Below are 14,195 nucleotides of genomic sequence, written 5' to 3' on the forward strand. Positions count from 1 at the left end.
CGAGTTCCACTATGAGTGCTCTTTCAAAGGGATGGTCCGGGGACGTTCCAGCCACGCGCCCTGACCATCAGGGACAATTTCAACCACATCGACTTGCGAGCCACTGATCGCAACGATCCGTCCGTCGTTACGACCCAGGTAATCGCCGACTTTCAACCGATGGACCCCACCCGCCCCGCGCAGCAAGGCATAGGAGCCCGTTGCATTGGAAAGGGTGCCGACCATTTCAAACTGCTCGATGTTGAATCCTTCGAGGTATTGCTTGACCCGACCAGGGTCAGGTTTGACGTTACGTGAACCCCTGCGCTGGGCCGCCAGATCAGCGCTGATCTGCGGCGAAAACGGGCTGCGCAGATTCGCCGCGTTGTAAGTGAATGTCGGGTATGACCGGAATACCGGCGTTGGTTCAATCCTGCCCGGCCCACGCAGGTGCATTTCGTTCATGTACGCGTCCAGATCGTCGTAGTCATCGCCTGCGCCACAACCGGACAGGGCAGACAGCAACACCACCGCCGAAAAACAACGTGCCGGCCTCATTGATGCTGCCCCTTGTCGTTGTAGCGGTAGGTCTTGGCGAGGATGCTCAAGCGCAGTTTCGGACCACCTTCGGGGCTGACGGGGACAAGGTCGAAATCGTGCAAGGTGACGATTCGCGGCAACCCGGCCACACCACTGACGAAGTTGCCCAGGTCGTGGTAACCCCCGGTGACCGTGATCTGGATCGGCAGTTCGATGTAGAACGGCTGGGCGACCTCCGGCAGCAGCTTGATCTCTTTGAACTCCAGGCCACTGCCCAGACCGGTACGAGTGATGTCTTCCAGCAAGCCGGGCACTTCGGTGTCGCTGGGCAGTTGTCGCAACAGCATGCCGAAGGAGTTCTCCATCTCCTTCAACTGCTGGGTGTAGAGATCCAGATTCGCCGCCATGCGGGCTTTGCCAGCGAACTGCTCCTTAAGCGTCGACTCTTCCTCGCGCTTGAGATCGAGCTGGCTCTCAAGGTAGCGAGTGGAAAAGTTGTAGCCCAGGGCCAGCACCAGAAGCATGAGCAACCCGACCACCAGAAACTTGATCGCCGGCGGCCAGGAACCCATGTTGCTGGTATCCAGCTCATTGATGTCGATCTTGCGCAGCTCATCGAACCATTCGGCTGGACTCATTTCCCCCCCTCCGGTGCTGCGGGTTGAGTCTGGCGAACGGTCAACTGGAAGACGTTCGCCTGTCCGACCTGACCGACCGCCGTGGCCTTGACTTCGGTCAGGCTCGGCGCATCGAACCAGTCTGATGCCTCGAGATTGCGCATCAAGTCTGAAACACGGTTGTTGGATTGCGCGGCACCGGTGATGGACAAGGTCTTTGCGGTCATTTTCACTTCGGTGAAATACACGCCATCGGGCAGTGCGCGCGCCAACTGGTCAAATATTCGCCCGCTGATTTGGCGATTGCCTTGCAGGTCCTGGATGATGCGCATGCGCTCGACCAGTTGCTGACGGCGCACCTTGAGATCATTGATCTGTGTGATCTGCTCATCGAGCTCGGCGATTTGCTTGCCGATGTAATCGTTTCGGGCGACTTGCCGGTCGATGGCACTGCTGATGGCCTGGTTCGCGACCAGCACCGCGCCCATCGTGCCCACCATTGCGACCACCAGGACCAGCAGGAAGCGCTTGCGGCGAACTTCACGCCGTTCCTCGCGCCAGGGCAAAAGGTTGATCCGTGCCATCAGTCGAAGCTCCTGAGGGCCAGACCACAGGCGATCATCAACGCCGGGGCATCACTCGCCAGGGCAGCACCATTGACCTTGCTGCCCAGAGTCATTTCGGAAAAAGGATTCGCGACCTGGGTCGGCGTGCCCAACTGCTGCTCGATCAAACGGTCCAGCCCCGGGATCGACGCGGTACCGCCGGCCAGCAAGACATGGTCGACGGCGCTGTACCGGCCGGAGGCAAAGAAGAACTGCAACGAACGCGACACCTGCTGCACCAGCGCCTCTCGAAATGGCTGCAAGACCGCACCGGCATAGTCATCCGGCAGGCCGCCCTTCTTTTGCACCACCCCCGCCTGCTCCAGCGTCAGGCCATAGCGACGCTGGATTTCTTCGGACAACTGCCGGCCGCCGAACAGTTGTTCGCGGGTGTAGATAATCTTCCCGTTGTGCAGCACGCTCAGGGTGGTCATGGTGGCGCCGATGTCCACCACTGCGACCGTCAAAGGTTCCCCGGAAACCGCGAGCCGACTGGCCAGCAACCCGAATGAGCGCTCCAGCGCGTAGGCCTCGACATCGACCACCCGGGCGGTCAGCCCCGCCAGGGCCAGGGCGGCCTCGCGCACTTCGACGTTTTCCTTGCGACAAGCGGCGAGCAGCACGTTGACGCGCTCCGGATGGCGCACGGAGGTGCCCTGGACTTCAAAGTCGATCGCGACTTCATCCAGGGGATAAGGAATGTACTGATCAGCCTCGATCTTCAGCTGGCTCTCCATCTCATCCTCGGAAAGACCGGCATCCATCTCGATGGTCTTGGTGATCACCGCCGAACCTGCCACGGCCACGGCCACGCTCTTGAGGCCGGTTCTGGCCCTGGCCAGCGCGCGAGTGAGGGCCAGCCCCACGCCTTCGAGCTCAGCGATGTTCTTTTCGATCACCGCGCCGACCGGCAACGGCTCGACCGCATAAGCCTCGACCCGGTAGCGCTCGCCCTGACGGCTCAACTCCAGAAGCTTCACCGAGGTGGAGCTGATATCGATTCCCAGGAACGTATCGGATTTTTTGTTGAAGAGTCCTAGCACGACCAATTCCCTATGACTTTCCGTGAGTTACGGACTCTGCAATGTCCATTGCGTTCAATCCACCCGTCTTGACAGCAGCGCCGACCACGCTCCCGATCAGAAAAATGCTTATAATGCCCAGCGTTTTTTTGTCCGCATTTGCTCAAGCGCGGGTCGTTCTCATTTAGCCTGAACCCTGTTGCCCAATTCATTTTTGCCCTGGATATCCAAAAGCCTTGATTCGTCTGCTGAAGTTTTTCGGTTGGTCCTTCGTCGCGGTTTTCTGCGGACTCCTTCTGGGTCTGAGCGGGGCGTACCTTTACCTTAGTCCCGGCCTACCGTCCGTGGAGGCGCTGAGAAGCATCCAGTTGCAGATTCCATTGCGGGTCTACAGCAGCGACAACAAGTTGATCGCAGAATTTGGCGAAATGCGCCGCACGCCGATCCGTTTCGCCGACATTCCCCCCAATTTCATCAATGCGTTACTAAGTGCTGAAGACGATAATTTCGCCAACCACTACGGCGTCGATCCGAGCAGCCTGATGCGTGCCGCGACCCAGCTGGTCAAAAGTGGACACATCCAGTCCGGCGGCAGCACCATCACCATGCAGGTGGCGAAGAACTTCTTCCTGAGCAGCGAACGCAGCTTCTCGCGCAAAACCACCGAGATCCTGCTGGCCCTGCAGATCGAACGGCAGCTGACCAAGGACGAGATTCTCGAGCTGTACGTCAACAAGATCTACCTGGGCAACCGCGCCTATGGCATCGAAGCGGCGGCGCAGGTGTATTACGGCAAGTCGATCCGCGATGTCAGCCTGGCGCAGATGGCGATGATTGCCGGCCTGCCCAAGGCACCGTCGCGCTTCAACCCGCTGGCCAACCCGGCGCGCAGCAAGGAGCGTCGCGACTGGATCCTGGGGCGCATGTTCAAGCTCGGCAAAATCACCGAGGCCGATTACACCGCGGCGATCAACGAACCGCTGAACGCCAGCTATCACGTGCCGACCCCGGAAGTGAACGCGCCGTACATCGCCGAAATGGCCCGTGCCGAAATGGTCGGACGTTATGGCAGCGACGCCTATACCGAAGGCTTCCGTGTCACCACCACGGTACCGAGCGACCTCCAGGAACTGGCCAACACCGCGGTCCACGAAGGCCTGATGACCTACGATCAGCGCCACGGCTATCGCGGACCCGAGTCGCGGCTGCCGGGCAAGACTCGCGAAGCCTGGGCAATCGAGCTGACCAAACAACGCACCATCAGCAGCCTGGAACCGGCCATCGTGACCCAGGTCGACAAGAACGGCCTGCAAGTGCTGACCCGCACCGGCCAGGAGCACGTGAGCTGGGACACCATGAAGTGGGCCCGGCCGTTCCTGAATACCAACAGCCTGGGTGCCAACCCGAAACAACCATCGGACGTGGCCCAGGTCGGCGATCTGATTCGCGTGCAGCGCCAGCCGGACAATTCGCTGAAGTTCAGCCAGATCCCGCAGGCCCAGGGCGCGCTGGTGTCCCTGGACCCACAGAACGGCGCCATTCGTGCACTGGTCGGCGGTTTCGCCTTCGAGCAGAGCAACTACAACCGCGCATTGCAGGCCAAGCGCCAGCCGGGTTCGAGCTTCAAGCCGTTTGTCTACGCCGCCGCACTGGATAGCGGCTACACCGCCTCCAGCCTGGTGAACGACGCGCCGATCGTGTTCGTCGACGAGTACCTGGACAAGGTCTGGCGTCCAAAGAACGACACCAACACCTTCCTCGGCCCGATTCGCCTGCGTGAAGCGCTGTACAAGTCGCGCAACCTGGTGTCGATCCGCTTGCTGCAAGCGATGGGCGTAGGCAAGACCATCGACTACATCACTCGCTTCGGCTTCAACAAACAGGACCTGCCACCCAACCTGTCCCTGGCGCTGGGCACCGCGACCCTGACGCCAATGGAAATCGCCACCGGCTGGAGCACCTTCGCCAACGGCGGCTACAAGATCACCCCGTACATCATCGACAAGATCGAAAGCCGCAACGGCGACACGCTGTTCGTCGCCAACCCGCCGAGCGTGCCTCAGGGCGGCGCTGCCAGCGATGGCATTGCCGTGCCCGCCCCTCAAGCCTTCACGGTCAACGCAACGCCAGGCGAAGCCCCGGGCGCCACGCAGGCGCCACAAGCACCCGCCGTGGCTGAACGCGTCGTTGACGGGCGCACCACGTACATCCTCAACAGCATGCTTGAGGACGTGATCAAGCTCGGCACCGGTCGCCGCGCACTGGCCCTGGGCCGCCCGGACATTGCCGGCAAGACCGGTACGACCAACGAATCCAAGGATGCCTGGTTCTCCGGTTACAACGCCGATTACGTGACCACCGTGTGGACCGGTTTCGATCAACCGGAAAGCCTGGGCCGCAAGGAGTTCGGCGGCACCGTCGCGCTGCCGATCTGGATGAACTACATGGGCCCTGCGCTCAAAGGCAAACCGCCGCACACGCAAGCGGAGCCGGAAGGCCTTCTGAGCCTGCGGGTCGACCCGATCAGCGGCCGCGCGGCCAGCCCGGGCACGCCAGGGGCCTACTTCGAGCTGTTCAAGGCCGAAGATACGCCACCGTCGGTCAATGAGTTAGGCAACGGCACAGTACCGGGCAGCCCGCTGCCGGCGGACGAAGCGGCGCCGATCGATTTGTTCTGATAGCAGCAATATTGAAAAGCCCCGCCTTCGAAAGAAGTGCGGGGCTTTTTTTGCCTGCCGGTTTTGATGTTGTCTGGTCCGGCCTCTTCGCGAGCAAGCCCGCTCCCACAGGAATCAGCGGCGTACATAAATTCGATGTACACCATCGCCCACTGTGGGAGCGAGCTTGCTCGCGAAGAGGCCCTGACAGGTGGCACAAAACTGTCAGGCACAAAAAAGCCCCGACTCTCACAAGCCGGGGCTTTTCGTTGAAGCGCTACAACGGCTTAGCCGTTGAACACGTCATCCACGCTTTTCAGCGGGTAGTTCTTCGGATACGGCAGGGTCGCCACACCGGTCTCGATGGCGGCTTTAGCCACGGCATCGGAGATCAGGGTGATCAGGCGGGCATCCATTGGCTTCGGAATGATGTACTCACGGCCGAACTCCAGCTTGATGCCGCCGTAGGCGTCGCACACTTCCTGAGGCACTGGCAGCTTGGCCAGTTCACGCAGGGCGTTGGCCGCAGCCACTTTCATTTCTTCGTTGATGCGCTTGGCGCGAACGTCCAGGGCACCACGGAAGATGAACGGGAAGCCCAGTACGTTGTTGACCTGGTTCGGGTAGTCGGAACGACCGGTGGCCATGATCACGTCGTTACGGGTGGCGTGTGCCAGCTCCGGGGAGATTTCCGGATCAGGGTTGGAGCACGCGAACACGATCGGGTTGGCCGCCATGGACAGCAGGCCTTCAGGGCTCAGCAGGTTCGGGCCGGACAGGCCTACGAACACGTCAGCGCCTTGCAGGGCGTCAGCCAGGGTGCGCTTGTCGGTCGCATGAGCGAACACAGCCTTGTACTGGTTCAGGTCGTCACGGCCGGAGTGGATCACGCCGGTACGGTCGACCATGTAGATGTTTTCGATGTTGGCACCCATGCTCACCAGCAACTTCATGCAGGAGATGGCGGCAGCACCGGCACCCAGGCAGACGATCTTGGCTTCCGGCAGGGTTTTGCCAGCGATTTCCAGGGCGTTGATCATGCCGGCGGCGGTCACGATCGCGGTGCCGTGCTGGTCATCATGGAATACCGGAATATCGCACTGCTCGATCAGAGCGCGTTCGATTTCAAAGCACTCGGGTGCCTTGATGTCTTCCAGGTTGATGCCACCGAAGGTGATGGAGATGCGCTTGACGGTATCGATGAAGGCTTGCGGGCTTTCGGAGTCGACTTCGATGTCGAAAACGTCGATGCCGGCGAAGCGCTTGAACAGCACGCCTTTACCTTCCATCACTGGCTTGGAAGCCAATGGGCCGAGGTTACCCAGGCCGAGAATCGCGGTGCCATCGGAAATGACTGCAACCAGGTTGCCTTTGCCGGTGTACTTGTAGGCCAGCTCAGGATCGCGGGCGATCTCGCGTACTGGTTCGGCTACGCCCGGGCTGTAGGCCAGCGACAGGTCGCGAGCGGTAGCAGTGGCCTTGGTGAGCTCGACACTCAGCTTCCCTGGACGAGGATTGGCATGATATTCGAGAGCGGCAGTTTTCAGATCAGACATTTTGGCATTCCGCTTTTACTGTTGGACAGACTGGTCAGCGAGGATACGCGCCTCGCAAAGTCCCCACAAGACTGACCGGTCACCCCTGTCAAGCGCCCCGCCCTACGACTTTGGGCCAAGAGCCACGGAACATAAGGGATAGACTGTTCACAATCGAAAGAAAAAATGTCTACAATTTTTTATCACTGCGCGACTTGGAGCATCGCCGGATCAGTCAAGGGTAACATCCAGCGCGCCTGCCCCTCCTTGAGACCACCTTTGCGCGAGCGATCCAGCACCCAGCCGCGCGCCTCGACTTGCTTGCCTTTGAGACTCTCCAGCGAATTCACATCGAAACGCGCCAGCAGATTGGGTGCAACGCGTAATACAACCGAATCCTGCAACTCGATCCAAACCCCGCCGCGATTACGTTGCACCTTGCTCACACGACCGCTAAGCACGGCAAAACCGGAGTTAGTGATCTGCTCCGCTTTCAGTACAGGTGACTGGCGCCACAACCCGAGCCCGGCTTGTCGAGCGCTGCGTTCCGCCGCTTGCTGACAGGCGACCAGATCGACATTCGGTGCCACGGCCACTTGAAAACCCAGGCCTTCGGCGAGCATTTGCGCTTCGAAGTTGGCGCCATCGGCGCCATAGACATGGGCCAGGGTGCGGCCGTAATGGTCTTTGCTTTCTTTGCCTGGCAGCAAACCGACTTGCCCGTCGCTCGCCGCCACCAGGGCTTCGAGTCGCTTGCGCGCCGCCACGGCGAACGGCTCGTCGGAGCGGCCCTTCTTGCCCAGCTCCGGCGTGTTCAAGCCGATCATGCGCACGCTGCGGCCATCGTTCAGGCGCAGGGTGTCACCATCCACGACTCGCTGCACCGCAACCTTGGCCAGGTCGCCGGGGGCCGGGCAAAAGGCCTGGGCGGCGGAAAGCCAGATCGCGGACACAAAAAAGGCGCCCGCAAGGGACGCCTTTTTCATCAGCATGGAAAAACCGCAGCGGCTTTCCAAGTTGATCGGCCTTAGGCCTTTTTCGCGCCGAAAGCACCGAAACGGTCGGCGAACTTCTGAACGCGACCACCGGTGTCCAGAGTCTTCTGCTTACCGGTGTAGAACGGGTGGCATTCGTTGCAAACGTCGATCGCCAGGGCTTTGCCGAAGGTCGAACGGGTTTCGAACTTGTTGCCGCAGCTGCAGGTAACAGCAACTGCCGGGTATTCTGGATGGATATCAGCTTTCATGGTGTTTTCCTCGGGCTAGCGTGCCGCCACCCAACACTATTGTTGAATACCGCACGTAATTAGGCCGCGGATTCTACCAGACAATCCCGTTCACGCAAGCTGTCCCTCAAACCAGTCGTCTGCTAGGCTCCCGGCCCAATACGCGATCCCTGTGGGAGCGAGCTTGCTCGCGATGAGGGTGTGTCAGTCAGCATATATGTTGCCTGACACGGCGCTATCGCGAGCAAGCTCGCTCCCACAGGGGGCATGCAACCCGCTTTTATCTTCCGCTGATCGAGATCCCCGCGTGCCCGACGCCATTCTGCGCCTCGCCCTGCCTTCGCCGCTGCGCCGCCTGTTCGATTACCGTGCTCCGGCCGGCGTCCTGCGCGCCCAGTTGCACCCCGGCATGCGCTTGCGGGTGCCGTTCGGCCGGCGCGAGATGATCGGGATTCTGGTGGAAGTCACCAGCACCAGCGAAGTGCCGGCCGAGAAACTCAAGCCGGCCCTGGCCCTACTTGATGCCACGCCACCGCTTCCGCCCGCGCTGTTCAAGCTGTGCCTGTGGACGTCCCAGTATTATCAGCACAGCCTCGGCGACACCTTGAGCTGGGCGCTGCCGGTGCTGCTGCGCCAGGGTGAGCTGGCCGAAGCGCGCCAGGAACGTTTCTGGTCCGCCGCGCCGGGCGCCAGCCTCGATGATCCGCGCATCGCCCGCGCCCCGCGCCAGCGCGAAGCCCTGGCCACGCTGGCCCAGCATCCCCACGGCGTCGCCCATCAATTGCTCAGCAAACTGATGCTGAGCAAGGACAGCCTGGATTTGCTGCTGGCCAAGGAGCTGGTGCAGGTCGAGATCCGTCGCCACGCCCCCGGTGCACGCCACGAACACTGGCTGGCGCAACCGGAACTGCCACTGAACCCGGAGCAACGTGCCGCCTATGAGGCAATTCGCGCCGGCTTCGACAGTTACCACGCGTTCCTGCTGGCCGGCGTCACCGGCAGCGGCAAGACCGAAGTCTATTTGCAGTTGATCCGCGAAACCCTTGAGGCCGGCAAGCAGGCACTGGTGTTGATCCCGGAAATCAACCTCGGCCCGCAGACCCTGGCGCGCTTCGAGCAGCGTTTCAATGCCCGCATCGCGTTGATCCATTCGGCGGTCAATGACCGCGAACGCCTCGATGCCTGGCTGGCCGCCCGGGACGGTGAGGCCGACATTATTATCGGCACCCGCTCGGCCCTGTTCACACCGATGAAAAACCCCGGCCTGATCATCATCGACGAAGAGCACGACGGCTCCTATAAACAGCAGGAAGGTTTGCGCTACCACGCCCGCGATCTGGCGCTAGTGCGAGCGCGACAGGAAAACATCCCGATTGTCCTCGGCTCCGCCACCCCTTCGCTGGAAAGCCTGCACAACGCCTACACCGGCCGCTACGGGCTGCTGCGCTTGAACGAGCGCGCCGGCGGGGCCAAACAGCCGCGTTTCCTGCGACTGGACGTCAAAAGCCGCCCGCTGGACAGCGGCATTTCCGGCCCCATGCAACAAGCCATCGGCCAGACCCTGGCCGCCGGGCAGCAGGTACTGGTGTTCCTCAACCGCCGCGGCTTCGCCCCGACCCTGCTTTGCCATGACTGTGGCTGGATGTCCGAGTGCCAGCGCTGCGATGCGCGAATGACCGTGCATCAGCGTTACGGAGAATTGCGCTGCCACCATTGCGGCTACGTCGAACGCGTGCCGCGCCAGTGCCCGAAGTGCAACAAGGTCGATTTGCGCCCCGTGGGCGCCGGCACCGAACGGGCCGAGGAACGCCTGGCGATCCTGTTCCCGGACTATCCGGTACTGCGGGTCGACCGCGACAGCACGTCGCGCAAGGACGCGATGAACCAGTTGTTCGCGACCATTCAAAAAGGTCAGCCATGCATTTTGATTGGCACGCAAATGCTTGCCAAAGGCCACCACTTTCCACGGGTGACGCTGGTGTCGATCCTCGACGCCGACGGCGGCCTGTTCTCAGGTGACTTCCGTGCCAGCGAGCGCATGGCGCAGCTGATCGTCCAGGTCGCCGGCCGCGCAGGTCGCGCCGAAGAGCCGGGCAAAGTGATTATCCAGACGCACCTGGCCGACCATCCGCTGCTGGTGCAACTGACCGAGCAAGGCTACTTCGCCTTCGCCGAGCAGGCTTTGAGCGAACGCCGTGCGGCCGGGTTGCCGCCGTTTGCGCACCTGGCGCTGTTGCGGGCCGAGGCGCACAAACCGGGCCAGGCCGAAGGCTTCCTCGATGAGGCGTGCAGCGAGGCCGAACGTTTGCTGGCCGAGCAGAATCTGACCGGCATTGAATTGCTGGGACCGGTGCCGGCGCCGATGGAGCGCCGGGCCGGGCGCTATCGTGCGCAGTTGTTGTTGCAGGCTACGGCGCGGGCACCGTTGCATCGATTGCTTGCCAGCTGGTTGTTGGTGCTGGAGCAGATGCCGAGCGGGCGGGCGGTGCGCTGGTCTTTGGATGTAGATCCCGTAGATCTATATTGATTTTGAGATCGCTTTCGCGAGCAAGCCCGCTCCCACATGAGTTTTGTGTCAGACACATAAGATATGAACACCGCAGATTCGATGTGGGAGCGGGCTTGCTCGCGAAGGGGCCCTAATTGTCACCACACATCCATAACCTGCCCGCTATAGTTGGCAAGCCCGTCTTCGCAACGGATAATGCCCAGTTTTTCCACCAGCGCATGATGCGCCGCCGCGCCTGCGGTCGAAAGAGAAGACCATGAAAGACACCATTCGCCAGCTGATCCAACAAGCCATCACCCAACTCGTCAACGAAGGTGTGTTGCCTGAAGGCCTGTCGCCGGCGATCCAGGTGGAAAACTCCCGCGACAAGAAGAACGGCGACTTCGCCAGCAACATCGCCATGATGCTGGCCAAGCCTGCGGGCATGAAGCCGCGCGACCTGGCGGAAAAAATCATTGCCGCGCTGCCGGCTGACGAAAACATCTCCAAGACCGAAATCGCCGGCCCTGGCTTCCTGAACTTCTTCCAGAACACCGATGCCCTGGCTTCGCGCCTGGACGCGGCCCTGGCCGACGCCAAAATCGGCGTACGCAAGGCCGGCCCGGTGCAGCGCACTGTGGTTGACCTGTCGGCACCGAACCTGGCCAAAGAGATGCACGTCGGCCACCTGCGCTCGACCATCATCGGCGACGGCGTGGCCCGCGTGCTGGAATTCCTCGGCGACACCGTTATCCGTCAGAACCACGTCGGCGACTGGGGCACCCAGTTCGGCATGCTGATGGCTTATCTGCAGGAAAACCCGATCACCAGCGACGAGTTGTCGGACCTGGAGAACTTCTACCGCGCCGCCAAGCAACGCTTCGACGAATCCGAAGAGTTCGCCGACCGCGCCCGTGGCCTGGTGGTGAAGTTACAGGCCGGCGATGCCGACTGCCTGGCGTTGTGGACCAAGTTCAAGGATATCTCGCTGTCCCACTGCCAGAAGATCTACGAACTGCTCAACGTCAAACTGACCATGGCCGACGTGATGGGCGAAAGCGCCTACAACGACGACCTGATCAACGTGGTCAACGACTTGAAGGCGGCGGGCATGCTGGTCGAGAGCAACGGCGCCCAGTGCGTGTTCCTCGACGAGTTCAAGAACGCCGACGGCGACCCGCTGCCGGTGATCATCGTCAAGGCTGACGGCGGCTACCTCTACGCCACCACCGATCTGGCCGCCGTGCGCTACCGCAGCGGCAAGCTCAAGGCCGATCGCGCGCTGTACTTCGTCGACCAGCGCCAGGCCCTGCACTTCCAGCAAGTGTTCGCCGTAGCGCGCAAGGCCGGCTTCGTGACCCATCCGATGGAAATGGAGCACATGGGCTTCGGCACCATGAACGGCGCTGACGGCCGTCCGTTCAAGACCCGTGATGGCGGCACCGTGAAGCTGATCGACCTGCTGACCGAAGCCCAGGAGCGCGCCTACACCCTGGTCAAGGACAAGAACCCGGAGCTGGCCGATACCGAGCTGCGCAACATCGCCAAGGTGGTGGGCATCGGTGCAGTGAAATACGCCGACCTGTCCAAGCACCGCACCAGCGACTACAGCTTCAACTTCGACCTGATGCTCAACTTCGAAGGCAACACCGCGCCGTACCTGCTGTACGCCTACACCCGCGTGGCCGGCGTGTTCCGCAAACTCGGCAAGGACTTCAGCGAAGTGGAAGGACAAATCGTCCTCGAAGCGGCGCATGAACATGAGCTGGCAGCGAAACTGGCGCAGTTTGGCGAAATCCTGAACAACGTGTCCGAAAAAGGCACCCCGCACATCCTCTGCACTTACCTGTACGACGTCGCCGGCCTGTTCTCCAGCTTCTACGAGAACTGCCCGATCCTCGCCGCCGATACCCCGGCACAGATGCAGAGCCGCCTGCGCCTCGCCGCGCTGACCGGGCGCACCCTCAAGCAAGGCCTGGAACTCTTGGGCCTGGAAACTCTGGAGCGTATGTAAGTTGGCTGCCAAGAAAAAACCTGCACCCAAGCGTGGCGCCAGCCGTTACCAAGCTCCTGCAAAGCAACCGATCCCGGGCTGGCTGTGGATGGCCATCGGCCTGACGGTCGGCGCGTTCATCGTATTCCTGATGAAGCTGGAACCGGGCAAGGGCAGCGACACGGTCAAGCGTGAAAAAGTCGAGCAACAGCAACAGCAGAAAGCCAGCAAGATCGCCGAGGCCAACAAGACCCCGCCAAGCCCGACGCAACCGGTGAAGCCGAAGTACGACTTCTACACCTTGCTGCCGGAATCGGAAGTCATCGTGCCGCCGGATGCCGTGCCGGAAAAAACCCTGCCGACGCCGCAAGTGCCGGCCATCCCGACAACGCCGGTCACCCCGGCCGAAGCGGCGAAGATCGACACGGCTCGCGCCCAGGCAGCCCTGGCCGGGATCACGCCTCCGCCAGCACCACCGGTCAAGGCTGCGCCTGTGACGAAATTTTTCCTGCAGGCCGGTTCGTTCCGCAAAGAAACCGATGCGGACAAGGTGCGGGCGCAGATCATCCTGCTGGGTCAGGCTGTCTCGGTCGAGTCCGGCACGGTGAAGGACGAAACCTGGTATCGGGTGCTGGTCGGTCCGTTCAGCAACCGCGAACAACTGACCACCGCCCAGAAACAACTGGCCGGCGCGGGCTTCAGCAATCTGTTGTTACAACAACGCCAGAGCCGCTGATCGACTGCCACAGGCACCGCGTCATCGTTCTTCGCGAGCAAGCCCGCTCCCACAAGGTTTTACGCTAACCCTGTGGGAGCGGGCTTGCTCGCGATGGCGTCATATCCAACACCACATATCCCCATTTGTAACACGCCGCCCGTCCCCTCTTCCGCTACGCAGTTGAAATCCACTCCACCACCCCCATATGAATGGGCATAAGGCATTTTCGCCCCGCTGCGTGGAGACTCTTCCCTTGACCACCATCGTTTCAGTTCGCCGCCACGGCAAAGTCGTCATGGGCGGCGACGGCCAGGTTTCCCTCGGCAATACCGTGATGAAAGGCAACGCGAAAAAAGTTCGTCGCCTGTACCACGGCCAGGTCATCGCCGGGTTTGCCGGCGCTACCGCTGACGCCTTTACCCTCTTCGAACGTTTCGAAGGCCAGCTTGAAAAACACCAGGGTCACCTGGTGCGCGCCGCTGTCGAACTCGCCAAAGAATGGCGCACCGACCGCTCCCTGAGCCGTCTCGAAGCCATGCTTGCGGTCGCCAACAAAGACGCCTCCCTGATCATCACCGGCAACGGTGATGTGGTTGAACCGGAAGACGGCCTGATCGCCATGGGTTCCGGTGGCGCCTACGCCCAGGCCGCCGCCAGCGCACTGCTGAAAAAGACCGACCTGTCGGCCCGGGAAATCGTCGAAACCGCTCTCGGCATCGCCGGCGACATCTGTGTATTCACCAACCACACCCAGACCATTGAGGAGCAGGACTGCGCCGAGTAAGTCCGTGCAGCCACCGCACCACGGCTCATTCT

General features: G+C 61.5%; 12 protein-coding genes. 5 read left to right on the forward strand and 7 right to left on the reverse strand.

All coding sequences use genetic code 11. The annotated features are described in order from the left end of the window. Positions 1-9: 9 nt before the first annotated feature. Genes AB4Z35_RS03610 through AB4Z35_RS03625 form a run of 4 tightly spaced genes read right to left on the reverse strand, consistent with a single transcriptional unit; the run spans position 10 to position 2,784 of the window. A complete protein-coding gene (locus tag AB4Z35_RS03610; protein ID WP_442096054.1) occupies positions 10-537 on the reverse strand; it encodes a pilus assembly protein PilP in 528 nt (175 codons plus the stop codon). Further along, positions 534-1,157 (reverse strand): type 4a pilus biogenesis protein PilO, encoded by a 624-nt coding sequence (gene pilO / locus AB4Z35_RS03615; RefSeq protein WP_442096055.1) that lies wholly within the window; start codon positions 1,155-1,157, stop codon positions 534-536. The genes AB4Z35_RS03610 and pilO overlap by 4 nt, the downstream gene beginning before the upstream one ends. After that, positions 1,154-1,720 (reverse strand): PilN domain-containing protein, encoded by a 567-nt coding sequence (locus AB4Z35_RS03620; RefSeq protein WP_442096056.1) that lies wholly within the window; start codon positions 1,718-1,720, stop codon positions 1,154-1,156. The genes pilO and AB4Z35_RS03620 overlap by 4 nt, the downstream gene beginning before the upstream one ends. Then, on the reverse strand, positions 1,720-2,784 hold the full coding sequence (locus AB4Z35_RS03625) for a pilus assembly protein PilM (RefSeq protein ID WP_442096057.1): 1,065 nt from the start codon (positions 2,782-2,784) through the stop codon (positions 1,720-1,722). The genes AB4Z35_RS03620 and AB4Z35_RS03625 overlap by 1 nt, the downstream gene beginning before the upstream one ends. Positions 2,785-3,002: 218 nt before the next feature. On the opposite strand from AB4Z35_RS03625, the gene AB4Z35_RS03630 reads away from it, so the two are divergent. Continuing rightward, positions 3,003-5,441, forward strand: a complete 2,439-nt coding sequence (locus tag AB4Z35_RS03630; protein ID WP_442096128.1) for a penicillin-binding protein 1A — start codon at positions 3,003-3,005, stop codon at positions 5,439-5,441. 266 nt (positions 5,442-5,707) lie between these two features. Here the strand turns inward: AB4Z35_RS03630 and AB4Z35_RS03635 are convergent, their stop codons facing one another. The 3 genes from AB4Z35_RS03635 to rpmE form a co-directional block, all read right to left on the reverse strand. Then, entirely contained in the window at positions 5,708-6,976 is a 1,269-nt protein-coding gene (locus tag AB4Z35_RS03635; RefSeq protein ID WP_442096058.1) for a malic enzyme-like NAD(P)-binding protein, read from the reverse strand. Between the two features lie 182 nt (positions 6,977-7,158). Continuing rightward, on the reverse strand, positions 7,159-7,947 hold the full coding sequence (locus tag AB4Z35_RS03640) for a thermonuclease family protein (protein WP_442096059.1): 789 nt from the start codon (positions 7,945-7,947) through the stop codon (positions 7,159-7,161). 35 nt (positions 7,948-7,982) lie between these two features. Beyond that, positions 7,983-8,201, reverse strand: a complete 219-nt coding sequence (gene rpmE / locus AB4Z35_RS03645) for a 50S ribosomal protein L31 (RefSeq protein WP_007975586.1) — start codon at positions 8,199-8,201, stop codon at positions 7,983-7,985. A gap of 286 nt (positions 8,202-8,487) precedes the next feature. Here rpmE and AB4Z35_RS03650 point away from each other — a divergent pair, with 286 nt between their 5' ends. From AB4Z35_RS03650 to hslV, 4 genes are all read left to right on the forward strand, one after another. Continuing rightward, positions 8,488-10,707, forward strand: a complete 2,220-nt coding sequence (locus tag AB4Z35_RS03650) for a primosomal protein N' (RefSeq protein ID WP_442096060.1) — start codon at positions 8,488-8,490, stop codon at positions 10,705-10,707. A 238-nt stretch (positions 10,708-10,945) separates the two neighbouring features. Then, positions 10,946-12,682 carry an arginine--tRNA ligase gene (gene argS, locus AB4Z35_RS03655; protein WP_442096061.1) on the forward strand — a complete coding sequence of 579 codons (1,737 nt, stop codon included), beginning with the start codon at positions 10,946-10,948 and terminating at the stop codon, positions 12,680-12,682. Position 12,683: 1 nt separating this feature from the next. Further along, the gene (locus AB4Z35_RS03660; RefSeq protein WP_007999206.1) at positions 12,684-13,397 is read left to right on the forward strand and encodes an SPOR domain-containing protein; all 714 of its coding nucleotides are present in this window, start codon (positions 12,684-12,686) and stop codon (positions 13,395-13,397) included. Between the two features lie 235 nt (positions 13,398-13,632). Then, entirely contained in the window at positions 13,633-14,163 is a 531-nt protein-coding gene (hslV, locus tag AB4Z35_RS03665) for an ATP-dependent protease subunit HslV (RefSeq protein WP_007975582.1), read from the forward strand. The last annotated feature ends 32 nt before the right edge of the window (positions 14,164-14,195 follow it).

Origin of the sequence: Pseudomonas sp. KB_15 (genome assembly GCF_052114525.1) — a bacterium.
Classification (GTDB): Bacteria; Pseudomonadota; Gammaproteobacteria; order Pseudomonadales; family Pseudomonadaceae; genus Aquipseudomonas.